Origin of the sequence: Tabrizicola sp. BL-A-41-H6 (genome assembly GCF_050632395.1) — a bacterium.
Taxonomy (GTDB): domain Bacteria; phylum Pseudomonadota; class Alphaproteobacteria; order Rhodobacterales; family Rhodobacteraceae; genus JAUYQR01.
This window is the reverse complement of record NZ_CP192600.1, coordinates 3827798-3851758: the sequence shown is the minus strand read 5'-3', so window position 1 is coordinate 3851758 and position 23961 is coordinate 3827798. Positions and strand designations below refer to the sequence as shown.

The 23961-nt window shown below is 66.3% G+C and carries 22 protein-coding genes; 10 read left to right on the top strand and 12 right to left on the bottom strand.

What is annotated here, in order from left to right; translation table 11 throughout:
* Positions 1–8 precede the first annotated feature (8 nt).
* The 3 genes from ACROUL_RS18930 to trpS form a co-directional block, all read right to left on the bottom strand.
* Entirely contained in the window at positions 9–512 is a 504-nt protein-coding gene (locus ACROUL_RS18930) for a YbjN domain-containing protein (protein WP_431300983.1), read from the bottom strand.
* A gap of 422 nt (positions 513–934) precedes the next feature.
* The gene (locus tag ACROUL_RS18925) at positions 935–1996 is read right to left on the bottom strand and encodes a hypothetical protein (protein WP_431300982.1); all 1062 of its coding nucleotides are present in this window, start codon (positions 1994–1996) and stop codon (positions 935–937) included.
* Entirely contained in the window at positions 1993–3051 is a 1059-nt protein-coding gene (gene trpS, locus ACROUL_RS18920) for a tryptophan--tRNA ligase (RefSeq protein WP_431300981.1), read from the bottom strand. The genes ACROUL_RS18925 and trpS overlap by 4 nt, the downstream gene beginning before the upstream one ends.
* An 83-nt stretch (positions 3052–3134) precedes the next feature.
* Between trpS and ACROUL_RS18915 the strand changes: the two genes are divergently transcribed.
* Positions 3135–3824: a rhomboid family intramembrane serine protease gene (locus ACROUL_RS18915; protein ID WP_431300980.1), complete on the top strand. Its 690-nt coding sequence runs from the start codon at positions 3135–3137 to the stop codon at positions 3822–3824.
* Here ACROUL_RS18915 and murJ read toward each other — a convergent pair.
* From murJ to ACROUL_RS18900, 3 genes are read right to left on the bottom strand one after another with little or no spacing between them, the layout of a single operon-like run.
* On the bottom strand, positions 3815–5359 hold the full coding sequence (murJ, locus tag ACROUL_RS18910; protein WP_431300979.1) for a murein biosynthesis integral membrane protein MurJ: 1545 nt from the start codon (positions 5357–5359) through the stop codon (positions 3815–3817). The two genes, ACROUL_RS18915 and murJ, sit on opposite strands and share 10 nt — an antisense overlap.
* Positions 5356–8169, bottom strand: a complete 2814-nt coding sequence (locus ACROUL_RS18905) for a [protein-PII] uridylyltransferase (RefSeq protein WP_431300978.1) — start codon at positions 8167–8169, stop codon at positions 5356–5358. Before ACROUL_RS18905 ends, murJ begins: the two co-directional genes overlap by 4 nt.
* Complete coding sequence (locus ACROUL_RS18900; protein ID WP_431300977.1) at positions 8156–9325, bottom strand: penicillin-binding protein activator; 1170 nt, start codon at positions 9323–9325, stop codon at positions 8156–8158. Before ACROUL_RS18900 ends, ACROUL_RS18905 begins: the two co-directional genes overlap by 14 nt.
* A gap of 74 nt (positions 9326–9399) precedes the next feature.
* Here ACROUL_RS18900 and rsmI point away from each other — a divergent pair, with 74 nt between their 5' ends.
* Genes rsmI through gshB form a run of 3 tightly spaced genes read left to right on the top strand, consistent with a single transcriptional unit; the run spans position 9400 to position 11714 of the window.
* The gene (rsmI, locus tag ACROUL_RS18895; protein ID WP_431300976.1) at positions 9400–10296 is read left to right on the top strand and encodes a 16S rRNA (cytidine(1402)-2'-O)-methyltransferase; all 897 of its coding nucleotides are present in this window, start codon (positions 9400–9402) and stop codon (positions 10294–10296) included.
* Positions 10296–10712 carry a YraN family protein gene (locus ACROUL_RS18890; protein WP_431300975.1) on the top strand — a complete coding sequence of 139 codons (417 nt, stop codon included), beginning with the start codon at positions 10296–10298 and terminating at the stop codon, positions 10710–10712. The genes rsmI and ACROUL_RS18890 overlap by 1 nt, the downstream gene beginning before the upstream one ends.
* Before the next feature lie 57 nt (positions 10713–10769).
* Positions 10770–11714: a glutathione synthase gene (gshB, locus tag ACROUL_RS18885; RefSeq protein WP_431300974.1), complete on the top strand. Its 945-nt coding sequence runs from the start codon at positions 10770–10772 to the stop codon at positions 11712–11714.
* 86 nt (positions 11715–11800) lie between these two features.
* Here the strand turns inward: gshB and ACROUL_RS18880 are convergent, their stop codons facing one another.
* The 4 genes from ACROUL_RS18880 to cobU all read right to left on the bottom strand — a co-directional run bounded on the left by ACROUL_RS18880 (position 11801) and on the right by cobU (position 15638).
* On the bottom strand, positions 11801–13315 hold the full coding sequence (locus ACROUL_RS18880; RefSeq protein WP_431300973.1) for a YifB family Mg chelatase-like AAA ATPase: 1515 nt from the start codon (positions 13313–13315) through the stop codon (positions 11801–11803).
* A 253-nt stretch (positions 13316–13568) separates the two neighbouring features.
* Positions 13569–14441, bottom strand: coding sequence for a glutathione S-transferase (locus ACROUL_RS18875; protein WP_431300972.1), 873 nt, complete (start codon positions 14439–14441; stop codon positions 13569–13571).
* 73 nt (positions 14442–14514) lie between these two features.
* Positions 14515–15090 carry a histidine phosphatase family protein gene (locus tag ACROUL_RS18870; RefSeq protein WP_431300971.1) on the bottom strand — a complete coding sequence of 192 codons (576 nt, stop codon included), beginning with the start codon at positions 15088–15090 and terminating at the stop codon, positions 14515–14517.
* Positions 15087–15638: a bifunctional adenosylcobinamide kinase/adenosylcobinamide-phosphate guanylyltransferase gene (gene cobU, locus ACROUL_RS18865; protein WP_431300970.1), complete on the bottom strand. Its 552-nt coding sequence runs from the start codon at positions 15636–15638 to the stop codon at positions 15087–15089. Before cobU ends, ACROUL_RS18870 begins: the two co-directional genes overlap by 4 nt.
* A gap of 63 nt (positions 15639–15701) precedes the next feature.
* Here cobU and ACROUL_RS18860 point away from each other — a divergent pair, with 63 nt between their 5' ends.
* From ACROUL_RS18860 to ACROUL_RS18845, 4 genes are all read left to right on the top strand, one after another.
* Positions 15702–16580 (top strand): RNA polymerase factor sigma-32, encoded by an 879-nt coding sequence (locus tag ACROUL_RS18860; protein ID WP_431300969.1) that lies wholly within the window; start codon positions 15702–15704, stop codon positions 16578–16580.
* Between the two features lie 199 nt (positions 16581–16779).
* A complete protein-coding gene (gene coaBC / locus ACROUL_RS18855) occupies positions 16780–17973 on the top strand; it encodes a bifunctional phosphopantothenoylcysteine decarboxylase/phosphopantothenate--cysteine ligase CoaBC (RefSeq protein ID WP_431300968.1) in 1194 nt (397 codons plus the stop codon).
* Positions 17970–18437: a dUTP diphosphatase gene (gene dut, locus ACROUL_RS18850; RefSeq protein ID WP_431300967.1), complete on the top strand. Its 468-nt coding sequence runs from the start codon at positions 17970–17972 to the stop codon at positions 18435–18437. Before coaBC ends, dut begins: the two co-directional genes overlap by 4 nt.
* Complete coding sequence (locus ACROUL_RS18845) at positions 18434–19474, top strand: HesA/MoeB/ThiF family protein (RefSeq protein WP_431300966.1); 1041 nt, start codon at positions 18434–18436, stop codon at positions 19472–19474. The genes dut and ACROUL_RS18845 overlap by 4 nt, the downstream gene beginning before the upstream one ends.
* Before the next feature lie 322 nt (positions 19475–19796).
* On the opposite strand, the gene ACROUL_RS18840 is transcribed toward ACROUL_RS18845, so the two are convergent.
* Together ACROUL_RS18840 and ACROUL_RS18835 are read right to left on the bottom strand one after the other, a co-directional pair.
* Complete coding sequence (locus tag ACROUL_RS18840) at positions 19797–21182, bottom strand: amidase (protein WP_431300965.1); 1386 nt, start codon at positions 21180–21182, stop codon at positions 19797–19799.
* 151 nt (positions 21183–21333) lie between these two features.
* On the bottom strand, positions 21334–22128 hold the full coding sequence (locus ACROUL_RS18835) for a DODA-type extradiol aromatic ring-opening family dioxygenase (protein WP_431300964.1): 795 nt from the start codon (positions 22126–22128) through the stop codon (positions 21334–21336).
* Positions 22129–22305: 177 nt separating this feature from the next.
* Between ACROUL_RS18835 and ACROUL_RS18830 the strand changes: the two genes are divergently transcribed.
* Together ACROUL_RS18830 and ACROUL_RS18825 are read left to right on the top strand one after the other, a co-directional pair.
* Positions 22306–23091: a transporter substrate-binding domain-containing protein gene (locus ACROUL_RS18830; protein WP_431300963.1), complete on the top strand. Its 786-nt coding sequence runs from the start codon at positions 22306–22308 to the stop codon at positions 23089–23091.
* A gap of 39 nt (positions 23092–23130) precedes the next feature.
* Positions 23131–23937, top strand: a complete 807-nt coding sequence (locus tag ACROUL_RS18825) for an amino acid ABC transporter permease (protein WP_431300962.1) — start codon at positions 23131–23133, stop codon at positions 23935–23937.
* Positions 23938–23961: the final 24 nt, after the last annotated feature.

Genomic DNA, 23961 nt, shown 5'->3' with positions numbered 1-23961 from the left:
GGGCGAGGTTAGGCGCGTCCGTACGCCTCGGCAATGGCGACTTTCATCGCTTGCGCCGGGGTCTGGTCGCCCCAGGACACCATCTGGAACGCCGGGTAGAAGCGTTCGGAGGCCATTACAGCGGACGCGATCAGTTTGTCGATTTGTTCCGGCCCGGCCATCTGGCCGCCCGAGAGGAGGAGACCGTAGCGCCAGACCATCAGTTTCTGTTCCGCCCACCAGGTGAAGGCGCCGGTCCAGACCATGTCATTGCAGCGGTTGAGGACGTCGTAAAGGCCGGCAATCTTGTCTTCCGGCGGCTCCATCTCGAAAGTGCAGATCAGGCGGAGGGTTTCGTCCTGCGGCGACCAGGCGAGGGTCAGGGAATAGGTGCGCCACTGACCTTCGACCGCCATCGCGATTTGATCGTCGGTCACGCGGTCAAATTCCCAAGCGTGATGCTGGGCCAGGTTTTCGACGATGTCGATGGGATGAAGATCATCCATCGACCCCAGATCTTCGGAAAGCGACATTGCCCGGCCTCATGATAAGGCTTCTGGCGGGCAGCGACCCACTAGAAGCTGGGTGTCTGGCAAGAGTCAGCGTATGCCCGACGCCGCCCTTACTAGATATGGTGTTGCCAAAGCGGAAGTCTGTAAAGCGTTTTCTGCCGAAATCTTCTGTGGAGAAGTCGAAAACCCCCGAAATGAGTCACGAGAGTCAAAGGCTTGCGCCTTGCGCGGCGGGTTGGGTCGATCGTTCGCCCTGTGGTTGTGCCGCTGCCTTCGAAGATCGGAAAAAAGCCCCCATGCCGGGGCATGGGGGCATGTCGGGCGAAGCACCTTGCGGCCGTGGGGAAGCGGCGTGGCGAGGCTGTGCGGCGGGGACAGGAAAGCCGCGTTGCCCGATGCACCAAAGACTAGCGGGCGAATGAATCAGCCGCGTGACGCGGCGATCAGCGACGCTGGGGCGCTGCGCGCCGAAGCCGGCGGAAGATCACCGTCTGGATCATGTGCGCCAGCGCTGCCCCCAAGCCTGCAACCAACCCAACGATGCCAGCCGTAAGTTCGATCGCTGTATCCGAGAGGCGGACCGTGGCACGGAACAAGCGTGATTTGCCCAGCACCTCGACGCGCGAGACGGTGCGAGGGCCAAGCGCCTCCGACACCCGGGCGACGGCGCGGGCATCGGCCGCATCATCGATCAGCGGCAGGAGGTGCAGCGTCTGCGCGGTGCCGACCGCATCCTGCGTGCGGCCAAGATCGGCAACGGTCGAGGTGACCGGGGCCAGCGCGTCGGCGCGCAAAAGCGCGGGCAGATCGGATAGGCTGCGGACGGCGGGAATGTCGGCCCAGCGGACGCCATCGGTAAGTCCGGCGGTCATGCGTGCGGTCAGACGCGGAGTAAGCAGGCGCATCCCCTTGGCGAGCCTGACGAGCGCGGTGCCGGCTTTGACCGTGCCGGAGGTGCCGCCCGAGGCCGCGATCAGCACGGTGGCCGACAGGCCGACGACGGACAGGCCAAGGTCAAGGCGGTCGATTTCGGTTCCAGAGGCGTAATCGACGCCGGCCTTGGTGATGCCGCGCAGGTCTTCGACCGGGGTAAGAAGGATCGGCGCCTTGCACAAAAGCGCTGTGGAGAGCGAGCAGGTGCCGATATCCCACGCGCAGGAAAGGCAGGCGCCGGTCTGCGCGACGATGCTGGAATCTTCGTCCCATGCGGTCTGGTAGGTGGCGGGCAGGGTCAGGCCGCGTTCGGCGTAAAGGTCGGCCAAGGCTTGCAGCGCGACCCAGTTGCGCGGCTGTTCGGCAAGGCGGCGGGAGAGGAGGTCGTTCAGACGTTCGGGCGTTGCCTCGGCGGCGACCATCTTGTCGGTCAGGGCGACGATTTCATCCTTGGAGCGGTCGACCAGTGGGCTGAGGGCAGGGTCTTTAAGGATCGCGTCGACGGACCGGTAACCAAGGCCCGCCGAACCAAGCAGGAGGAAAAGGAGGAGAAGGCGGTAAAGCCTGCTCATCTGCGCCGTGAGCGGATCATGCCGGTGATGTCGTAGACCTGTTCGAGGATTGGGTCGGCAAGGGCAGCGGCACGGTCGGCGCCGTGGCCAAGGATCCGGTCGATCTCGGCCGGGTCTTGCATCAGGCGGTTCATTTCAGTTGTGATCGGTGACAGCTTCGCCACGGCAAGATCGGCCAGCGCGGGCTTGAAGGTGCCGAACTGCGCGCCTGCGAAATCGGCGACGACCTGATCGACGGTGTGGCCGGCGAGGGCCGCGTAGATGTTCACCAGATTGCGCGCCTCGGGCCGGTCTTTCAGACCGTCGACGGTTTCGGGCAGCGGCAGGGGATCGGTCTTCGACTTGCGGATCTTGGTGGCGATGGTGTCGGCATCATCGGTCAGGTTGATGCGGCTTTGATCGGACGGATCAGATTTCGACATCTTCTTGGTGCCATCGCGCAAGGACATCACGCGGGTTGCAGCGCCTTCGATCAGAGGCTCGACCACCGGGAAGAAATCGACGCCGTAGTCGTTGTTGAACTTGATCGCGATGTCGCGTGTCAGTTCCAGATGCTGTTTCTGGTCTTCGCCCACCGGCACCATCGTGGCCTTGTAGGCGAGGATGTCGGCCGCCATGAGCGCGGGGTAGGCGAACAGGCCGAGGCTGGCCGCCTCGGCATTCTTGCCGGCGGTCTTGTCCTTCCACTGGGTCATCCGGCTCATCCAGCCCATGCGGGCGATGCAGGAAAAAATCCAGCCAAGCTCGGCATGGGCGGAAACCTGGGATTGGTTGAAGAGGATGGAGCGCGAGGGGTCGATGCCGGCGGCGATGAAGGCGGCGGCGCCTTCGCGGGTTTGCTGGCGCAGTTTCGCAGGGTCTTGCCAGACGGTGATCGCGTGCATGTCCACCATGCAGTAGATCGTCTCGATCCCTTCGTCCTGCTTTTCCACAAAGCGTTTCAGCGCACCGAGGTAATTGCCAAGCGTCAGGCCACCCGAAGGCTGGATGCCGGAGAAGATGCGGGGCTGGTAGGTCTGCGGCGTTTGGACCGCCGCGGACTGCGAGGCTGGCATTGGGAAGGCTCCATCTGGATAATGTCGTCCATCCCGCGTAATCGAAGGGGCCACACCCGTCAATTGCCCGCACCGGAGAGCCGATGGACCAAGATCACAACGTCCCGCCCCTGAACCCCTTGCCGGTGATCGTCTGGATCATGGTGTTGCCTCTGGTGGCGATGGAGGCGGTGCTGAGCCTTGCGGACCGCGGCATCGTCGGCGGACCGATGGCGGTGGGCTGGCGGTTGCAGGCGGTGGAACGGTTCGGGTTCTTTCCCGACCTGCTGCGCTACATGGTCGAAACCGGGGCCTGGTCGGCCGAAGGGGTGATGCGGCTGGTCAGCTACCCCTTGGTGCACGTCAGCTTTACCCACGCGCTGTTTGCCATCGTGATCCTGCTGGCACTGGGCAAGATGGTCGGCGAGATCTTTCGCTGGTGGGCGGTGTTGGCGGTGGTGCTGGGCGCGGCGGCGGCGGGGGCGGTGGCCTATACCTACCTTGTGCCCGGGGTGCGGGCGCAACTGATCGGGGCCTATCCGGCGGTTTACGGGTTGATCGGAGCGTTCACGTTTCTGCTGTGGGTGCGGCTGGCGGGAACAGGCACCAACCGCTACCGGGCCTTTTCGCTGATCGGGATGCTGCTTGGCGTGCAGCTTTTGTTCGGCGTGCTGTTCGGCACGTCTTGGGAATGGGTGGCCGATCTGGCCGGGTTTGCTACCGGGTTTTTGTTGTCGTTCGTCGTCAGCCCCGGCGGACTTGGCCGGGTGGTCGCGATGATCCGTCAGCGTTGACGGCGCAGCGCCCTGAGGTCTGACGGGCGCACCGCGCCCAAGGTAAGCGCGGCAAGGGCGTAGGTGGTGATGCCGCCAAGGATGAGCAAGGCCAGCCCGAGGATGCGGTAGGCCTTGAGGTCGAGCATCGGCTGCAAAAGCCCCCAGCCGAGCCAGAGCGCCCCACCCATCACCGCCGAGGCAAGGCTGATGCGCCAGAGCCGCGACAGGAAGCGGGCGTCAAAGCGCGTCTCGTCACCCAGCCGCCGTGCGCCCCACCAAAGCTGGATCACCATCACCCAGGCGGAAAGTGTAGTGGCCCAGGCGGCGGCAGAAAAACCGATCCACGGCATCAGGCTGAAGGCCAAGCCTGCGTTCAGGACCATTGACCAGACCGCATAGCGAAACGGGCTGCGGGTGTCTTCGCGGGCGTAGAACAGCGGTTGCAGCGCCTTTTGCATCACGAAGGCGGGCAGGCCGAGGCCGTAGATAGCCAAGGCAAGCGCGGTGGCGGCGGTGTCGTCGGGTCCGAAGGCGCCGCGCTGGTAGAGGACTTCGGTGATCGGCAGCGCGATGATGACGAGTGCCACGGCGGCGGGCAGGGTCAGCAGCAGGGCGAATTCGGTGCCGCGATTGAACGCCTCGCGCCCACCTGCGGAGTCGCCGGCTTGCAGGCGGCGCGAAAGCTCGGGCAGCAGGACAGTGCCCACGGCGATGGCCACCACGCCCAGCGGCAGTTGGTAAAGCCGGTCGGCATAGACCAGCCACGAAATCGCGCCCTCGGTGCCGGAGGCGACCTGCCGCGACACCAGAAGGTTGATTTGCACCACGCCGCCAACCAGCAGGGCCGGCCCCATGTTCACCATCAGACGGCGAAAATCGGGGGTCAGGCGCGGCAGGCGCAGGCGCGGGACAAAGCCGATGCGGCGCGCGGCATAAAGCGTCCAGCCCAGCTGGGCGACGCCGGTGATCGGCGTGGTCCAGGCGAGAGTTCGGCCCATGTCCCAGCCCTGATGCGCCGCCAGAAGCATCGCCAGGATGAACACCACGTTCATCAACACCGGCACGGCGCCCGCTTCGGCAAAGTGGCCGTGCGCGTTCAAGATGCCGGAGAGGAGCGCGAAAAGCGAGATGAAGCCGATGTAGGCGAATGTGATACGCCCAAAATCCACCGCCATGTCAAAGCGCCCGTCACCGACGAAGCCCGCGGCCATCGCCCAGACGAGAAGGGGCATGGCGATGGTGCCGATGAGCGTGAAAACGATCAGGAAGGCCGTCAGCCCGGAAAACGCGTTCTGGGCGAAGTCCTCGGCGCCCTCGCCAGCCTCGAGTTTTTTGGAATAGAGCGGCACGAAGGCCTGATTGAACGCGCCTTCGGCAAAGAAACGGCGGAACATGTTCGGCAGGGAAAACGCCACGTTGAACGCATCCGCCACCGGCCCGGCCCCTAGGTAGGCGGCCATCATCAATTCGCGCACGAGCCCCGCGCCGCGTGACACCAGCGTCCAGCCGCCCAGTGCCACGATGCTGCGGATCATCCCGCGCGAACTGCTCATGCAATCGCCCTTTCGGCGCCTTCCGCGATGGCCTGCCGCAGTTTGCGGTCCAAGGCTTCCTGTTTCGACTTGGCGTGCAGTTTCAGGCCGAACATGTCTTTCACATAGAAGGTATCGACCACCTGCGCGCCGTAGGTCGCGATCACGGCCGAGGCGATGTAGATGTTGTTGTTGGCCAGTGTGCGCGTGAGGTCGAACAGCAGACCGGGACGGTCGCGGGTATCAACCTCGATGATGGTGTAGATGTCGGAGCCTTCGTTGTCGAAGATGATGTGGGTGGGAAAGCGGAACTCGCGGTCGCGTTTCTTGACCTTGTCGCGGTCTTTCAGCGCCTCGCGGGCGACGATCTCGCCTTTCAGGGTCTTGCCGATCATGCCGCGCAGACGAGGCAGGCGGGCGACTTCATAGGGTCTGCCCTCGATGTCCTGCACCCAGAACACGGCGGTCGCGTAGCCATCTTTCGAGGTGTAGGTGCGGGCGTCGACGACGTTGGCGCCAACCAGTGCCAAGGCGCCCGCCAGACGGCTAAAGATGCCGGGATGATCGGCCAGCGCAAAGCAGGCGCGCGTAGCGTCACGGTCGGGATCGGGGTGCAGGTCAATTCGGATCTCATCATCGCCAATGCCGCGCAGGAGGGTGGCGAACACCTCGTGCGTGTCGGTGGACAGCCCCTGCCAGTAAGGTGCGTAATGGCGGCCGGTTTCATGGTCGAGGGCTGCGGGTTCCCAGTTGGAAAGGCGGGCGCGCAGGGCAAGTTTCGCCTCGTCCTTGCGGTTCTCGCGGTTGACGGTTTCAAGGCCGCCTTCCAGCGCATCCGAGGTCAGCTTGTAAAGCTGGCGCAGCAGCATGGCCTTCCAGTTGTTCCAGGTGCCGGGGCCGACGCCGCGAATGTCGCAGACGGTAAGCACGGTCAGCAGGTCCAGCCGCTTGCGGGTTTTGACGGCCTTGGCGAAATCGCGCACGGTGCGGGGATCACCGATGTCGCGTTTCTGCGCCATGTCCGACATCAGCAGGTGATAGCGCACTAGCCATTCGACGGTTTCGCATTCCTCTGCATCAAGGCCCAGACGCGGGCAGATGCGCCGGGCGATCTGCGCGCCGATGATGGAGTGGTCTTCGGGGCGTCCCTTGCCGATGTCGTGCAGGAGCAGGGCCACGTAAAGGACGCGGCGGTTGACGCCGTCTTTCAGAATGCCCGAAGCGACGGGAAGTTCTTCCACCAGTTCGCCGCGTTCGATCTGGGCAAGGCAGCTGATCGTCTGGATGATATGCTCGTCGACCGTGTAGTGGTGGTAAAGGTTGAACTGCATCATCGCGACGATGGCTTCGAATTCCGGGATGAAGGTGCCCAGAACGCCAAGTTCGTTCATCCGGCGCAAGCTGCGTTCGGGGTTGCCGTGTTTCAGCAGCAGATCGAGGAAAATGCGACGCGCTTCGGGGTTTTCGCGCATGTCGTCGTCGATCAGGTCGAGGTTGGCCGCCAGAAGCCGCATGATGTTGGGGTGAAGGAGATAGCCGGTGCGCAGCGCCTCTTCGAAGACGCGCAGGATGTTCAGCTTGTCGGCAAGAAATTCGCGCTGGTCGATCACGTCGATGCGGCCTTGCACCAGCTTGTAGCCGGGGCGGACCTTCTTGGTGCGCTTGAAGATGCCGAACAGCGAGGCTTCGCGCTTGGCGTGGCGGGCTTCCAGCTCGGTGAGGAAGATGCGGGTCAATTCGCCGACGCGGGTGGCGAGGCGGAAGTAATCCTGCATGAAGTGTTCGACCGCGCGCCGCCCAGCTGAATCGCGATAGCCCATCCGGGCCGCGACCTCGACCTGAAGATCGAAAGTCAGCACGTCGGTCGCGCGCCCGGTGATGTAGTGCAGGTGGCACCGCGCGGCCCAGAGGAAGTTTTCGGCCCGGTTGAAGATCTCGTATTCTTCGCGGCTGAGCAGGCCCGCGCCGACAAGACCGTCCGAGGACGGGACGCGGTGCAGGTACTTACCGATCCAGTACAGGGTCTGCAGATCGCGCAGTCCGCCCTTGCCCTCTTTCACGTTGGGTTCAAGGACGTAACGCTGCCCCCCTTGCCGTTTGTGCCGTTCGGCGCGTTCGGCCAGCTTTGCCTCGATGAATTCCGGGCCGGTGTTGCGGAAGAGATCGGACCAGAGCCGGTCGCCCAGTTCGACCGCGAGGGGCTCGTAGCCGGCGATGAAGCGGTGCTCCAAGAGCGCGGTTCGGATGGTGATGTCGTCGCGGCCGAGGCGCAGGCAGTCTTTCACCGTGCGGCTGGAGTGGCCGACCTTCAGCTTCAGGTCCCACAGGATGTAAAGCATGCTTTCGATCACGCTTTCGGCCCAGGGCGTGATCTTCCACGGCGTCAGGAACAGCAGGTCGACGTCGGAATGCGGCGCCATCTCGGCGCGGCCGTAGCCGCCGACACCAAGGACGGCGATCCGCTCGGCCTCGGTCGGGTTGGGGGTGGGGTGCAGCAGGCAGGCCACATTCAACGCCACCCGCACCAGCACATCGGTCAGGGCCGCCTGTGCGGTGATAAGCGTGCGCGCCTCGATCGGATGAGCCTTGAACACCGCTTCCAGATGCTCGTTCGCGGTGGCCTTGGCGGCGGCGAGGTGCCGGACCGCCACGGCACGGGCAGCGCGCGGGTCCGGCGCCGCCAGTTCGGCGGCGATTGCCGCGCTCAGCGCGGCTGCATCGAGTAGCTGTGCCACGCCGAAACGGGCGTCAGGCTGTGGCGCTGCTGCCGGTGTGGGGGTTGGCGTCGAGGTCGGGCGGGCGTCGAGCCGCGCGCCCTCAGAACCCGGCACCGGCGAAGCTGCGGGGGCTGGGATCAATCACCACGACCTGGTTGTTGCGGATCTGGGCCACGGCAAGCCCGCGTTCGTTGGTGCCGTTCGGCAGGAAGCGGAAGATGCCCGACACGCCGACGAAGCCTGCACTTTGGGTCAGGGCATTGGCGGTCAGGGCATCGGCCTTGCCCTGACGCACCAGCGCGCCGATCGCGGCGATACCGTCGTAGGCCAGCCCGGCCACCGGATGCGGCGCAGCCCCGTAGGCTGCTGAGTAACGCGCCTGAAACTGGTTGGACAGACCGGGATCGGGCATCGCGAACCAGCCGCCCTGCACACCGGGCAGGGCCACGGTGGCGGCGGGAATGTCCCAGCGGGTCAGGCCGATGAACTGGGTGGCAGAGCGGTCGACGCCGTTTTCCACCAGCATCTGGCTGATCAACGGCAGCGCCCCGTCAGTGGTGGCGGTGAGGAAGATCGCCGAGGCACCGGAACTGCGCGCCGTCTGTGCGATGCCGGTCGCGGCCTGAACGATGCCGTTTTGCGAGAATTCGTAGGAACTGGTGCCGACGACCGATCCGCCGGCTGAGGTGACGCCCCGCTCGATCGCGGCGCGGCCGGCGGTGCCAGCGACATTCTGGTCATGCACGATCAGGACGCGGCTTTTGCCATTGCGCACGGCGTAATTCGCCAGGCGACGGGCGGTGTTGTCGAAGGTCTGGCCAAGGACGAAGACGTTGCCGCCTGCGATGTCGGAGTTGTTAGAGAAGGCGAGGACATTGACGCCATCCCCGGCCACGGCCGCACCGGCCGCGTTCGCCTCTTCGGAATAGAACGGACCGAGGATGATCTTGGCACCCTCGTCAACCGCCTGCCGCGCCAACGCGCGGGCCTGCGCCGGGCTGCCGCCGGTCTTGTAGACCCGCAGGTCCACGGTCACGCCCGATAGGTCCGCCATCGCCAGCCGGGCGGCGTTTTCAAGGTTCTGGCCGAAGAGCTCGTCCGTGCCCGACCCCGAGCCCGAGGGAATGAGGAGCGCAACTTGCACCGAGCCGGTTGCATTGCCCGGCCCCGATGGGCCGCCGGCAGGCACGCAGGCGCTGAGCACGACAGCGAACAGAACGAGGACGAAATGACCCAACGACTTGCGGGCCCGTAGAATTGCGGACAACATGGAGGTTCCTCACTCTGGGCGACGGTGCAACAACTGCGGGCCAAACTAATTGGTTGCGAAAGGGAAGTAAACTTGTGAGGCAACCGAACTGGACCGCATCCGTAGCCGATCAAACCGGCGTACGCGCAATACCACCGGGGCTGCATTTTGTCTCGACGCCGATCGGCGCGGCGAGGGATATCACACTGCGCGCGCTGGATGTGCTGGCGGGGGCAGACCTCCTTCTGGCCGAGGACACCCGCACGCTGAAGCACCTGATGGAGATCCACGGCGTCTCTCTGGGGACGCGGCATGTGATGTCGTATCATGAACATAGCGGCGATGCGGTGGCGGCCCGGCTGATCGCCGCGCTGCGCGAAGGGAAGTCGGCTGCCTATGCGTCCGAAGCGGGGACACCGCTGATTTCGGACCCAGGCTTCGTGCTGGCCCGTGCGGTGGTGGCCGAAGGCTTGCCGATCTTTGCCGCCCCCGGCCCTTGTGCCGCGATCTGTGCGCTGACCGTTTCGGGGCTGCCGTCCGACAGGTTCCTGTTCGCAGGGTTTGCACCGACCACGGGGTCGGCCCGGCTGCGCTATCTGGAAGAGTTCGCGGCGGTGCAGGCCACGCTGATCTTTTACGAAAGCCCCAAGCGGGTTGGTGCCCTGCTGGCCGATCTGGTCACAACCTGCGGCGGCGCCCGGCACGCGGTGGTATGTCGCGAATTGACCAAACGCTTCGAGGAGGTGGCGCGCGGCACCTTGGCCGAACTTGTCGGCGATTTCGCTGACCGGGCGCTAAAGGGCGAGATCGTGGTTCTGGTCGACCGCGCCCTGCCGGAAGAAGCCAGCGCGGAACGTATCGAAGCGGCGCTGGACGGGGCGCTGCAGACGATGAGCGTTAAGGATGCAGCAAGTGTTGTGTCGCAAAGTCTGGGGATACCGCGCAAGATGGCGTACCGAATCGCGCTTGAGCGCAGCAAGGGAGGGGACTGATGCCATTCGATTTCGTCGCCTCGCCCGGCTTTGATGGATCGACCGTCAAACGGAGGCGTGCGGAGCGGGGGCTAGGCAACCATCTTGCGGGCCATGCCGCCGAAGCAGCGGTGGCCCGGCTTTACGAATCGCGGGGCGTGGCAATCTGTGCGCGGAACTGGCGGGGATCGCGCGCCGAGATCGATCTTGTCGGACGGCAGGGCGACACGGTCGTATTCATCGAAGTCAAGCAAAGCCAGACCCATGATCGGGCCGCAAGCCATCTGTCGCAGGCGCAGATCGCCCGCATCTTCGGTGCCGTGGAGGAATTTGTGGCCAGCGAACCGAACGGGCTTTTGACCGATGTGCGCATCGATCTGGCGCTGGTCGATGGGCAAGGCCGGATCGAGGTTTTGGAAAACGCCTTCGCGGGTTGAATTGCATCTTGCCCTGCCTTGGGTCATCACTCGCTGCGGACCCAGCCGGAGAGTATGATGTCGCTTAAAGTCGCCTTGCAGATGGACCCGATCGGGTCGGTCAACATCAATGCGGATTCCACCTTCCGCATCGCGCTTGAAGCCCAGGCGCGCGGGCATTCGCTGTTTTTTTACACGCCCGACCGGCTGGCCTTTGTCGAAGGCCGCGTCATGGCGCGCGGCTGGCCGATCGAATTGCGCCGCGAGGTCGGCAATCATGTGAGCTACGGCGAAGAGACCGAGGTCGATCTGGGGGAGTACGACGTCGTCTGGCTTCGGCAGGACCCGCCGTTCGACATGGGGTACATCACCACGACGCATCTTCTGGAAATGATCCATCCCAAGACGTTGGTGGTGAACGACCCGTTCTGGGTGCGCAACAGCCCCGAGAAGCTGCTGGTGCTGCGCTTTCCGGAACTGACGCCGCCCACCGCGATTGCCCGCGACCTTGGCACGATCCGCGCGTTCAAGGCGCGGCATGGCGACGTCATCCTTAAGCCGCTTTATGGCAACGGGGGGGCGGGGGTGTTCCGGCTGGACCCGAATGACCGCAACCTGGCGAGCCTGCATGAGCTGTTCATGGGGATCAACCGCGAGCCTTTGATCGTGCAGAAGTTCCTGCCGGACGTGTCGAAGGGCGACAAGCGGGTGATTTTGGTCGATGGCGAGCCGGTGGGGGCAATCAATCGGGTGCCGCAGGCGGGGGAGACGCGGTCGAACATGCATGCGGGGGGGCGGCCGGAGAAGGTCGGGCTGACCGAGCGGGATCTGGAAATCTGCCGGGTGATCGGGCCGGTGTTGCGGGAGAAGGGGCAGGTTTTCGTGGGTATCGACGTGATCGGCGACTGGCTGACGGAGATCAATGTGACCTCGCCCACGGGCATTCAGGAGCTGGAGCGGTTTGACGGGACCAATGCGGCGGCGCGGATGTGGGAGGTGATCGAGGCAAAGCGGGCGGGGTGATGTCCCACGGTGGGACATTTCGAAAAATATTTATTATCAAGTGCTTATTTGGCCTTTTAGGGTCTAGTTAACGGCTGCAACGACCGTCAGCCTTTCGCGCCCACTGCGAGGCGGAAGCTGACGGCTTCGGCGACGTGGGGTTTGCGCACCTGCGCCGAGCCGTCGAGATCGGCGATGGTGCGGGCAACGCGCAGCACCCGGTGGTAGCCGCGGGCCGAGAGGCCGAAGCGTTCGGCGACGCGGGCGATCAGCGCCTTGCCGTCGCTGTCGGGTGTGGCGACCTCGTCCAGAAGCGCGCCTTCGAGATCGGCATTGACGCGCGCGTCGGGGTGATCCTTGAAACGGCGGGTCTGCACGTCGCGCGCCGTGGCGACGCGGGCGGCGACGGTAGCGGAGGGTTCGCCCGAGGCGGGCAGGTCGAGGTCGGTGTAGCCGACCGGGGGCACCTCGACCCGAAGGTCGAAGCGGTCCATCAGGGGCCCGGAGATGCGGCCGAGGTAATCATCGCCGCAGAGCGGCACCTTGGCGCAGGCGCGGGCGGGATCGGTCAGGTAGCCGCATTTGCAGGGGTTCGCGGCGGCGATCAGCAGGAACCGGCAGGGGTAGCGGATGTGGGCGTTGGCGCGGGCGACCATGACCGTGCCGGTTTCGATCGGCTGGCGCAGGGTTTCCAGCACCGCGCGGGGAAATTCCGGGAATTCGTCGAGAAAGAGGACGCCGTTGTGGGCAAGGCTGATCTCGCCCGGTTTGGCGCCCTTGCCGCCGCCGACGATGGCGGCCATCGAGGCGGTATGGTGCGGTTCACGGAACGGGCGCTGGCGCGAGATGCCGCCTTCGGTGAGAAGGCCCGCGAGCGAGTGGATCATCGAGGTTTCCAAAGCCTCGGTCGCGGACAGGGGCGGCAGGATGCCGGGCAGTCGCGCGGCGAGCATGGATTTGCCGGAGCCGGGCGTGCCGATCATCAGGGTATGGTGGCGCCCGGCGGCGGCGATTTCAAGCGCGCGCTTGGCACGTTCCTGCCCCTTCACCTCGCGCAGGTCGCGAGTGAAATCGGGGGGCTGCACCTCGCCCGCTTCGGCTGGAGTCAGGGGGGACTGGCCGGTGTAGTGGCGCACGACCTCGTCCAGCGAGGCGGCGGCGAGAACCTCGGTCGCGCCGACCCATGCGGCTTCGGCGCCGCAGGCCTTGGGGCAAAGAAGCGCACGGTCTTCCAGCGCGGCGGCCATTGCGGCGGGCAGCGCGCCGACCACCGGCATCAGGCGACCGTCGAGGGAAAGTTCGCCCAAGGCGACGACGCCCTCGATTTCATCCCGCGGGATGATGTCGAGGGCTGCGAGGAGCGCGATGGCGATGGGCAGGTCGAAGTGCGAGCCTTCCTTTGGCAGATCGGCGGGGGAGAGGTTGATGGTGATGCGCTTTGACGGCAGCGCAATCGACATGGACTGGAGGGCTGCGCGGACGCGTTCGCGGGCCTCGGACACCGCCTTGTCGGGGAGGCCGACGAGGTTGAAGGCAGGGACGCCTGCGGAGAGGGCGCATTGCACCTCGACGATGCGTGCCTCGACGCCTTCGAAGGCGACGGTGTAGGCGCGGGCGGTCACCGGGCGCGAACCGGGTTCAAGGCGGGAGCAGTGAGGAGCGCGTGCCGCGCAGGACTTTTTTCTCGCCTCTGCGCGCCGGGGGCGCGCAACCGGCTTGGCGTGCCTCTGGCGGGGATATTTTGGAACAGGTGAATTGCGTCGACGGGCAGCGCATTGGCAGGCGCGCCGGTTGACTGCCTTCGTCTGTCGCCAGTTGACCCCTGCATGCTTGCACCCCTGTTCATCTTGGTTAACGGGGTAGCGCGGAAATGGTTTACGAGTGGTAAAGAGCCATGAACTTCGGCCAGGCCTCGGCGTCGGCCACGGTCTTGTCGCGGCAGAAGGCGTTGCAGAAGCCGAAGCGGCGGCCGTAGAGTTCCAGCACATGGGTCACGGGCTTGCCGGAGTAGGGGCAGGCGGCGTTTTCGGCGTTGATCCCTTCGACCGCGCGGGCGGGCAGGCGGACCGGGCCGTGCCAGTCGCGGCGCGGGTAATCGCGGCGGTAGAATTCCTGATCGGCGCCGTCGACCATGCCCATCGCGCGCCAGCGGCGGAAGCTTGGATGCGACAGGTGGGCATTGACGTAGGCCGCAGCCTCGGGCCCGACGGGCAGGTTGTAGCTGGCAAGGCGGGTGGCGACGGGGGCGAAGAAGGCGTCGGCGGCGGAGTAGGCGCCGCAGAGCCACGGAGTGGTGGATTTCGTGGTGTCCCGCGCCCATGACCAGAGGGTTTCGAGGCGGGCGAGGTCGTCCAGCACGGCCTTGGGCGGCTGGCAGTCGGTGTAGCTGGCGCGCAGGTTCATCGGGCAATGCGAGCGCAGGGCCATGAAGCCTGCGTGCATTTCGGCGGCGAGGACGCGGGCGGTGGCGCGGGCGTGCGGGGTGGTTGGCCACAGACCGGCGTCGGGGTGGCGGGTGGCCAGTTCCTCGGCGATCGCGATGGTTTCGGGGACGATGGTGCCGTCTGGCGTGCGCATGGTTGGGGCGGTTTTCGCCGGGAAGAAGTCGCGCAGCGTGGTGGCAAGCTCGTCGGTGTAAAGACGGGCGGAGATGGTGCGGACGGGGATGCCGAAGGCGTCGAACAGGAGCCAGCCGCGCAGGGACCAGCTGGAATAGGCGCGGTCGCCGATCACGAGGTCGTAGGTCATGGGGTTTCCTTTCGTTGCACCCTCTTAGGGTGTGCCGGCGGGGCGGCAAAGCGAGGAATTGTGCGCTGTGCCATCACGGGCTGTGATTGATCACCTCGGCTGTCCAGCCGGTGCCGTCGTGTGCGAGGCGGGTGACGGAGAGGGTGTCGATCTTGTGCTGAAAGGCGCGGGCGACGTCGAAGCCGCGGGCGCGGGCAAGCTGGGTGAGGATGGCGCCGAAATGCGCGACGAGGATGAGGTCGCTGTTGCGGTGGGTGGCGAGGAGTTCGTCGACGGTGGAGGAGATGCGGATGGTGGCCTGGTTCCAGCTTTCGCCGTTCGGGGGGGCGTGGTCGCTCGGTTCCTCCCAGTAGCGGCGGGAAAGGTCGGGGTGGGTTGCGGCGACCTCGGACCAGTGCTTGCCATCCCAGTCGCCGAAATGGAGTTCGCGGAGGGCGGGGGTGTCGGGGAGGCGGGGGCGACCGGGGGCGAGGGCGTCGGCGGTGGCGCTGGCGCGGATCAGGTCGGAGGCGATGACGGGGGCGTGGGGGAGGGCTGCGGCGAGGCGCTGCAGGCGGGGGGTGTCGGAGAGGTCGGCGGGCACGTCGCGCCAGCCGGTGAAGGCGGTTTCGTGCGTCGGGCCGTGGCGGACCCACCAGAAACGGGTCATGGAAGGGTGCCCTTGAGCGCGAGGGGGAGGCCTGCGATCACGGTGACGACGAGATCGGCCTGTGCTGCGAGGCGTTGGTTGAGGCGGCCCTGGGCATCGCGGAACCGGCGGGCGAGGGCGTTGTCGGGAACAATTCCCCAGCCGGTTTCGTTGGTGACGATGACGATGGGTGCCGGGCAGGCGGCGAGGGCGTCGCAGAGCGTGGCGGTGGCGCGGTCGAGGTCGTGGTCGGCGAGAAGCTGGTTGGTGAGCCAGAGGGTGGCGCAATCGACGAGGACGGCGTCGGTGGCGGGGCTGGCGGCGAGGGCTGTGGCGAGGTCGAGCGGGGCCTCCACCGTCGTCCAGGCGGGGCCGCGGTCGAGGCGGTGGCGGGCGATGCGGTCGCGCATCTCGTCATCCCAGGCCTCGGCGGTGGCGATGTATCGGCGGGGGCGCGCGGCGAGGGTGAGAAGGCGTTCGGCGTAGGCCGATTTGCCGGACCGCGCCCCGCCGATGACGAGGCTTAGGGCGGGGAGCGAAAAAGGCGAGGGGATAAGTGATCCGGTCACGCGGATGCTCCGTAAGATTTGCAAACAGGCGGAACCGCCGCTGAACCGGATTTGGAGGTAGTCATGGCACTTGACGGATATACTGACCAAACGATGTCGCGCCAAGCGATGAAGGCGGAACTTCTGGATGCGGAGACGGAACTGCGGCTGGCCTTTGCGTGGCGCGACCAGCGCGACGAACGGGCGCTGCACCGTTTGATCACCGCCTACATGCGGCTGGCGATCAGCATGGCATCGAAGTTCCGCCGCTATGGCGCGCCGATGAACGACCTGATCCAGGAGGCGAGCCTTGGCCTGATGAAGGCGGCCGACAAGTTCGACCCGGATCGCGGTGTGCGGTTTTCGACCTATGCGGTGTGGTGGATCAAGGCGTCGATCCAGGACTACGTGATGCGCAACTGGTCGATGGTGAGGACGGGATCGACGTCGAGCCAGAAGGCGCTGTTTTTCAACCTGCGCCGGGTGCAGGCCAAGCTGGAGCGGGAGGCGAACCAGCGCGGCGAGACGCTGGACGGGCACCAGTTGCGCCAGATGGTCGCGGCGGAGGTGGGTGTCTCCATCGCGGATGTCGAGATGATGGAAGGCCGGTTGTCGGGATCGGACTTTTCCTTGAACGCCACGCAGTCGTCTGACGATGACGGGCGTGAGTGGATCGACGCGCTGGAGGATGACGGCGTGCAGGCGGCCGAGGCGGTGGAAGGCGCGCATGACGCGGCGCATCTGCGGACCTGGCTGATCCGGGCGATGCAGGCATTGAACGCGCGCGAGCGGTTCATCGTGACCGAGCGCAAGCTGCGCGAGGAGCCGCGCACGCTGGAAAGCCTGGGTGAGGAACTGGGGCTGTCCAAGGAGCGGGTGCGGCAGCTTGAAGCGGCGGCCTTCGCCAAGATGCGCCGCAGCCTGGAAAACCAGTCGCGCGAAGTGCATCACTTCCTGGCCTGAGTGCAGTTTGCGGATCTTGTGAGCGGAGCGGCGTTCCGCCGCACGCCCTTGAGCGCCAGCGCGGGCAGAGCCCGCTTGTCGCCGCGTGCCTCCGGCGGCGATATTTCGACAAAGAGGAATGGCAGGACCCATCTGTCCTTCGGGCGGTTGAGTTTGCGCGTCGCGCGGCCTAACGTTCCGAAAGGCAAAGGGGTTGCGCATGCTGGCCGGAAAACGGGTGCTGTTGATCATTGGCGGCGGGATTGCAGCCTACAAGTCGCTGGAGCTGATCCGGCTATTGCAAAAGGCCGGGGCATCGGTGACGCCGGTTCTGACCCGCGCTGGGACAGAATTCGTCACGCCCTTGTCGGTCAGCGCCTTGGCGGGGGCCAGGGTTTACATCGACCTCTTTGATCTGACCGACGAAGCGGAGATGGGGCACATTCAGTTGTCCCGGGCTGCCGACCTGTTGGTTGTGGCACCTGCCACGGCGGACCTGATGGCCAAGATGGCTGGGGGGCGGGCGGATGACCTTGCCTCGACCCTTTTGCTGGCGACGGACAAGCGGGTACTGGTCGCGCCGGCGATGAATGTGCGGATGTGGGACCATCCGGCGACGCGTCGCAATCTGGCGGTCTTGCGGGACGATGGCGTGCTGATCGTCGGGCCGAACGAGGGCGAAATGGCCTGCGGCGAGTATGGGCCGGGGCGGATGGCGGAACCCGTGGAGATCGTGGCGGCGGTGGGCGCGGCGCTGGGCGGTGGGCCGTTGGCGGGGCGGCATGTCATCGTGACCTCGGGCCCGACGCATGAACCGATTGATCCGGTGCGGTATATCGCGAACCGCTCTTCGGGGGCGCAAGGCGCGGCGCTGGCGGCGGCGCTGCGCGATCTGGGCGCGCGGGTGACGTTCGTGACGGGGCCGGCGGTGGTGCCGCCGCCTGCGGGCGTGACGGTGGTTGCGGTGGAGACGGCGCGGGAGATGGCGGCGGCGGTCGAGGCGGCCTTGCCGGCGGATGCGGCGGTGATGGCGGCGGCGGTGGCGGATTGGCGGGTGGCCAATGCGGCGGGGCAGAAGATGAAGAAGGATGGGTCCGGGAACGCGCCGGCGCTGGAGTTTGCCGAGAACCCGGACATTCTGGCGGGTGTGTCGAAGGGGGCGCGGCGGCCGCACCTTGTGGTCGGTTTTGCGGCCGAGACCACGGATGTAGTGGCCCATGCCACCGACAAGCGGTTGCGCAAGGGCTGCGACTGGATCGTGGCGAACGACGTGTCGCCCGCGACCGGGATCATGGGCGGGGCCGAGAATGCGGTGGTGCTGATTTCGGACGCCGGGGCCGAGGCCTGGCCGCGGATGGGCAAGGCCGAGGTTGCGCGGCGGCTGGCGGCGCGGATTGCCGAGGCCTTGGCATGAGGCCGGTCTTGCGGGTGCTGTGGGAGGAATGGGCGGACCGGGCGCTGCCCTTGCCGTCGTACGAGACTGCGGGTGCGGCGGGTGCGGACATTCGCGCCAACCTGCGGCCCGAGGAGCGCGGGGCGGGCGTGACGCTGGCGCCGATGGAGCGGCGGATCGTTGCGACCGGCCTGAGGGTGGAGATACCCCTGGGGTTCGAGATGCAGATCCGGCCGCGGTCGGGCTTGGCGCTGAAGCACGGGATCACGCTGCCGAATACTCCGGGCACCATCGACAGCGATTATCGCGGGCCCTTGGGGGTGGCGTTGGTCAACCTTGGGGCAGAGCCTTACACGGTGCGGCATGGAGACCGGATCGCGCAGATGATCGTGGCACCGGTGGTGCAGGTGGCGTTCGAGGTGGTGGAGACGCTGGGCGATACCGCGCGCGGCACGGGTGGCTTCGGGTCGACGGGGCGGTCTTGACCGGGCTTTTGGGGTTTCTGGCGATCTGGGGCGCGTCGCGGTGGTTTGGCTGGCAGCGGGGCGTGCTGTGGCCGGCGCTGGCGCTTTGGTGGGTGGTGATCATGGTCAGCCACCTGCCCGTGGCAGGGGATAATCCGCTGCGGCGGGTGATCGGCGGGGAGTTCGAGGGGTGGCTGGTGTTCGGCCTTTTGGCCGGGCTGGTGCTGGCCTACCGGGCGCTTTTGGCACGGCTTCGGGGGCGCAAAGTGGTGCCGGAGGTGGGGGCGGTGCCGGAGGGGCGATTTCGCCCGGTGGAACTGGACCGCTATGCCCGCCATATCATGCTGCGCGAGATCGGCGGGCCGGGGCAGGGGGCGCTGAAGCGCGCGCGCGTGTTGGTGGTGGGCGCGGGGGGGCTTGGGTCGCCGGTGCTTCTGTATCTGGCGGCGAGCGGGGTGGGGGTCATCGGCGTTGTCGATGACGATGTCGTGGAAAACTCGAACCTGCAGCGGCAGGTGATCCATACGGACGAGCGGATCGGGATGCCGAAGGTGTTTTCGGCCGAGGTCGCGATGAAGGCGCTGAACCCGTTCATCGAGGTGCGCCCCTATAACCGGCGGCTGGACGAGGGATCGGCGGCGGCGCTGGTGGGGGAGTATGATCTGGTCGTGGACGGGACCGACAGTTTCGAGACGCGGGAGCTGGTGAACCGGGCGTGCGTGGCGGCGGGCAAGCCGTTGGTTTGGGGGGCGATCACGCAGTGGGAGGGGCAGGTGGCGGTGCTGGACCCGGCTCAGGGCGGGCCGTGCTATGCGTGCATTTTTCCGCAGCGGCCGGCGGCGGGGCTGGTGCCCACCTGTGCCGAGGCGGGGGTGGCGGCGCCGTTGCCGGGGGTGATCGGTGCGATGATGGCGATGGAGGCGGTGAAGGTCATCACCGGCGCCGGCGAGCCGTTGCGGGGGCGGCTGATGATCCATGACGCCTTGTATGGCGAGAGCCGTGTGATCGGGGTGAAGCGGCGGGTGGATTGCCCGGTGTGCGGGGCGGTTCATGGCTGATGTCCCACGGTGGGACGCGCTGCGAGGCAAGCAGGATCAAGGGCTTGCGGGCGCGGTTAACGATTTGTCAGGGATTGGTGGCGCCGGCAGGGCGCGGGTGGTTGGGCGCAGAGTTGGGCGTCCGTGCGGCCTTGCATCCGGTCATTTGTCCGGCTGCCAAGGGCGGCCGATTTCCTCGAAATCCGGTGTGGAAAAATCTGAACAGCAGAGCCGCTTTGGGTTTGTGGATTCGTGTGAAAGCCAGAGCCGGTGAAGGCCTGAGCCGGTGAAAGCCTGAGCCGGTGAAAGCCTGAGCCGGATAGCGGGGGATCGGTCAACGGGTTCAGGCGGGGAGGGCCGGGGTGACGGGCGCAATCTCAGGCGCTAGGAGGTCGGCGAGATCGAGCAGGAGGTCTTCGCGGCCACGGTCGGCGAGGATCTGGACGCTGAGGGGATGCGTGGCGGTGCGCCCGGTGGTGAGGGTGAGGCCCGGAAGGCCCATGAAGGGCGGCGCGATCTGGGGCATCTGCGCCTCGATCACCGAGGCGAAGGCATCGGGTGACGAAGTGTCGTAATGGTCCGGGAAGGGAAGCTGTCCCGAAACGGGGGTGAGAAGAACCGGCCAGTCGGCGAAGAAGAGGCGCCAGAGCCGGGCGAGCCGGGCGCGGGACTGGAGCGCGCGCATGAAGCTTTCGAGCGTTGGGGGCGGGGCGAATTTTGACAGTTCGCGGTGGACGAAGCTGGCGTCGGGGTCGGCTTCGCGGGCGACAGCGTCGGTGCCGCCAAGGGCGAATTCTGCCAGCCAGAGGGTCAGTTGCAGCTCCATCGCCTCGCGCATGGGGGGAAGGGCGGGTTCGCCGATTTCCCAGCCGAGGGATTCGAGGGTTTTCGCGGTGGCGGTGAGGGCATCGCGGATCGCGGGGTCGGTGTCGAGGCCGTCGGGTGTGAGGGCGAGCGCGGCGCGTTTAGGGTAGGGCGAGGCGGTGGCGGGCGTCCACCACGGATCGCGCGGATCGGGTTGCGAAAGGGCGTTCAGCCCAAGGCGGAGGTCGGCGGCGGAGCGGGCAAGGGGGCCGGAGACGGCCATCAACTGCCCGCCGATCAGCCGGTCGCCCGCAGTGGCGTTGAAGGCGGGGACGCGGCCCAGACCGGGGCGGAGCCCGTGGATGCCGCAGGCATAGGCGGGGTAGCGGATCGAGCCCGCGATATCGGTGCCGTGGCCGATGGCGCCGAGGCCCGCTGCGGTGGCGGAGGCGGCACCACCGGAGGAGCCGCCGGGCGTGAGGCCGGGGAAGGCGGGGTTTCGCGTGGCGCCGTGCAGGGAATTGCGGGTGAACCAGCGCAAGCTGAAGGCGGGCGTGTTGGTGCGCCCGACGATGATTGCGCCGGCGCGGCGAAGGTTGGCCACAGGCGGGCTGTCTTCGGTGGCGATGAGGGTGGACTGGATGCGCAACCCGTTGGTGGTGGCCTGGCCCTGTTGGTCGATGTTGACCTTTACCGTGACCGGGACACCCGCGAGGGGGCCGGGATCTTCGCCGCGTGCGAGGGCGGCGTCGATGCCGGCGGCTGCGGTCAGCGCCTGATCATCCATACGCTGGACGATGGCGTTGAGGCCGGGGTTCAGCCGGTCGATCCGGGCGAGGGTGGCGCGCGTCGCCTCGACCGCCGAAAGCTGGCGGGTGCGGATGAGGGCGGCGAGGGCGGTGGCGGTGAGGGTGGCGGGGTCCATCGGGGGCTTCCTTTTGGGGGAAGGGTGGACCGGATGGGGGGCGAAGAAAAGAGTGTTTTAACCCGGCGCTTCGCCCTGAACAGCGAGGGGTTTCACACCCCTCGCGCTCCCCGTGGGATATTTTCGCAAAGAGGAAGGAGGGGGAGGGTGGTCACCCGATGCGGTAGCTGGAGGCGGTGACGCCGCCGAAGAGGTTGGTGTCGTGGTAGACCATGCGGGCGGGTTCGCCTTCGGCGGCACCGAGGGCGGCGAAGAGTGGGACGAAGTGGTCTTCCTCGCGGTGGCAGGTGCGGGCGTAGGGGGCGGATTCCCAGTTCAGGAGGCGGGCGGTGCGTTCGGCGGGGGCGGCGGCCATCGTCTCGGCCAGCCAAGCGTCGAACGCCTCGGACGGGACTTTGGCGCCGGGGCCGAAGAGGCGCAGATTGTGATAGGACAGGCCGGAGCCGAGGATGAGGACGCCTTCGTCGCGCAGGGGGGCAAGGGCGCGGCCGAGGGCGAAGTGCTCGGCCGGGGAGTAGCCCTTGCGCAGCGAGATCTGGAAGAGCGGGACGGAGGCGTCGGGGAACATGACGTAGGCGGGCACGAAGGTGCCGTGGTCGAAGCCTTGTTTGGTGTCGAGGCGGGTGGGCAGGCCCGCAGCAGCGATCAGCGCGGCGGCCTTGGCGGCGATGTCGGGCGCGCCGGGGGCGGGGTATTTGATCTGGAAGGTGTGGGGCGGAAAGCCGGAGTAATCGTAGACCATCGGCGGATTTGGCGAGGCCATGACGGCGAAGCTGTCGTCCTCCCAGTGGCCGGAGATCATCAGGATGGCTTTGGGGCGTTCGGGGAGGTCCTTGACCATCTGGACGAAGGAGGTCTCGAGGTTTTTGAACATCGCGCGCCAGTCGGGCATCCAGGGCCAGGGGCCGCCGCCGTGGCTGATGAAGTAGGTGGGCATGCGGGTCATGGGAGCCTCCGTCGAGTCTGGGCGAAGATGGTGGAGGTGGAGGTGGCGCGCAATTCGGCAGAAATGGCGGGTTCGGGTGCGTTGTTGCACAGAAGGCGGGGTGCGGTGGATCGCGCCTTGCATCGGCTATGGCGCATGGCATAGTCGTGCCGATTGAACAAACGGGGAGCCTGACCGATGAAACTGACCGCCGCCGCCCTTGTGGGGCTTGGCCTTTTTGCAGCACCGGCCTTTGCGCAAGACATGCCGGATCTTGCTGGCCGCGAGATCGTGGTCGTGACGGAAAACGCCTATCCGCCTCTGCAATTCCTGGACAAGGACGGCAAGGCGATCGGCTGGGAATACGATGCGATGGCCGAGATCGCCAAGCGGCTGAACGCGATGGTGAAGTATGAAAACATCAGCTGGGACGCGATGATCCCGGCGGTGTCGGAAGGTCAGTTCGACATGGGCATGACCGGGATCACCATCAAGGATGACCGCAAGGAGAAGGTAGATTTCAGCGAGCCCTACATGCGGTCGGAAATGCTGATGATCGTGCGGGGCGACGAGACGCGGTTCACAGATGCGGCGTCTTTCGCGGCGATTCCGGAGCTGCTGGTCAGCGCGCAGCCCGGCACCTCGCCCTTCTATGCCGCGATCTACAACATTCTGGATGGCAACGAGGAAAACCCGCGGGTCATCAAGTTCGAGACCTTCGGTGCCGGGCTTGAGGCGTTGAAGGCGGGCGATGTGGACCTGACGCTGTCGGATTCGACCGCCGCAAACGGCTATGTCGCGGCATCGAACGGGGGGCTGAAGATCATCGGCGAGCCGCTGGCGAGCGAGGATTTCGGCTTCATCTTCCCCAAGGGCAGCGATCTGGTCGCGCCGATGAACGCGGCGATTGCGGCGATGAAGGCGGATGGCACGATGGACAGCCTGAACCAGAAGTGGTTCGTCGACTACAAGATGGGTGAGTAAGGGCTGCGGTGCCCCGGCAGTGCGCCGGGGCAGCTTGCCATGAACCCGTCGTCCGATCCTGACAAGGACTTTCCCTGGTGGCTGGTGATCGTGGCGGTCACCGGTGCCTGGCTGTTTTACGAGGTCTGGGCGAGCGAGGTTTATTCGGCGGCGCTGGACACCTTGTCGAAGGGCATCTGGATCACCGCGTTGGTGACGGTGGTGGCCTATGTGGGTGCCTGTTCGATCGGGCTGCTGCTGGCCGTTGCGGGGACGTCGCGCCATCTGGTGCTGCGGCAGGTCGCGCGGCTGTACATCGAGGTGATGCGCGGTGTGCCGATCATCGTGCTCTTGCTGTATGTGGCCTTCGTGGTGACGCCGGGGTTCGTGGTGGCGTGGAACTGGATCGCGCAGCCGTTGGGCTTTGACGCGCTGCGGGGGCGGGACGTGCCCTTGTTGTGGCGTGCAGTGGCCGCGCTGATGCTGGCCTATTCGGCGTTTCTGGCGGAGATTTTCCGCGCAGGTTTGCAGGCGGTGGACAAGGGCCAGATAGAGGCGGCGAAAGCCTTGGGCCTGAACGGCTGGCAGCGGTTTCGCCATATCGTCTTTCCGCAGGCGTTCCGAATGGTTCTGCCGCCACTGGGCAATGACTTTGTCGCGATGGTGAAGGATTCGTCTTTGGTTTCGGTGCTTGGGGTCACGGATATCACGCAGCTCGGCAAGGTGACGGCGGCGGGGAATTTTCGGTACTTCGAGACTTACAATGTCGTGGCGCTGCTTTACCTGACCATGACGATCGGGCTGAGCCTCGCGTTGCGGCGGGTTGAGGCGCGGTTGCGCGAGCGGTCGGGCGGCGGGGATCGCTGATAGGGCGGATGCCTCCGGCGGGGA

What these genes read in the sequence shown, in the direction of transcription:
- trpS (WP_431300981.1), bottom strand. Translation starts at nt 3,051, where the DNA reads ATGCCAGCCTCGCAGTCCGCGGCGGTCCAAACGCCGCAGACCTACCAG.
- ACROUL_RS18925 (WP_431300982.1), bottom strand. Translation starts at nt 1,996, where the DNA reads ATGAGCAGGCTTTACCGCCTTCTCCTCCTTTTCCTCCTGCTTGGTTCG.
- ACROUL_RS18890 (WP_431300975.1), top strand. Translation starts at nt 10,296, where the DNA reads ATGCCATTCGATTTCGTCGCCTCGCCCGGCTTTGATGGATCGACCGTC.
- ACROUL_RS18860 (WP_431300969.1), top strand. Translation starts at nt 15,702, where the DNA reads ATGGCACTTGACGGATATACTGACCAAACGATGTCGCGCCAAGCGATG.
- gshB (WP_431300974.1), top strand. Translation starts at nt 10,770, where the DNA reads ATGTCGCTTAAAGTCGCCTTGCAGATGGACCCGATCGGGTCGGTCAAC.
- ACROUL_RS18870 (WP_431300971.1), bottom strand. Translation starts at nt 15,090, where the DNA reads ATGACCCGTTTCTGGTGGGTCCGCCACGGCCCGACGCACGAAACCGCC.
- coaBC (WP_431300968.1), top strand. Translation starts at nt 16,780, where the DNA reads ATGCTGGCCGGAAAACGGGTGCTGTTGATCATTGGCGGCGGGATTGCA.
- ACROUL_RS18830 (WP_431300963.1), top strand. Translation starts at nt 22,306, where the DNA reads ATGAAACTGACCGCCGCCGCCCTTGTGGGGCTTGGCCTTTTTGCAGCA.
- ACROUL_RS18930 (WP_431300983.1), bottom strand. Translation starts at nt 512, where the DNA reads ATGTCGCTTTCCGAAGATCTGGGGTCGATGGATGATCTTCATCCCATC.
- ACROUL_RS18825 (WP_431300962.1), top strand. Translation starts at nt 23,131, where the DNA reads ATGAACCCGTCGTCCGATCCTGACAAGGACTTTCCCTGGTGGCTGGTG.
- ACROUL_RS18900 (WP_431300977.1), bottom strand. Translation starts at nt 9,325, where the DNA reads ATGTTGTCCGCAATTCTACGGGCCCGCAAGTCGTTGGGTCATTTCGTC.
- ACROUL_RS18875 (WP_431300972.1), bottom strand. Translation starts at nt 14,441, where the DNA reads ATGACCTACGACCTCGTGATCGGCGACCGCGCCTATTCCAGCTGGTCC.
- ACROUL_RS18835 (WP_431300964.1), bottom strand. Translation starts at nt 22,128, where the DNA reads ATGACCCGCATGCCCACCTACTTCATCAGCCACGGCGGCGGCCCCTGG.
- ACROUL_RS18840 (WP_431300965.1), bottom strand. Translation starts at nt 21,182, where the DNA reads ATGGACCCCGCCACCCTCACCGCCACCGCCCTCGCCGCCCTCATCCGC.
- murJ (WP_431300979.1), bottom strand. Translation starts at nt 5,359, where the DNA reads ATGAGCAGTTCGCGCGGGATGATCCGCAGCATCGTGGCACTGGGCGGC.
- ACROUL_RS18915 (WP_431300980.1), top strand. Translation starts at nt 3,135, where the DNA reads ATGGACCAAGATCACAACGTCCCGCCCCTGAACCCCTTGCCGGTGATC.
- dut (WP_431300967.1), top strand. Translation starts at nt 17,970, where the DNA reads ATGAGGCCGGTCTTGCGGGTGCTGTGGGAGGAATGGGCGGACCGGGCG.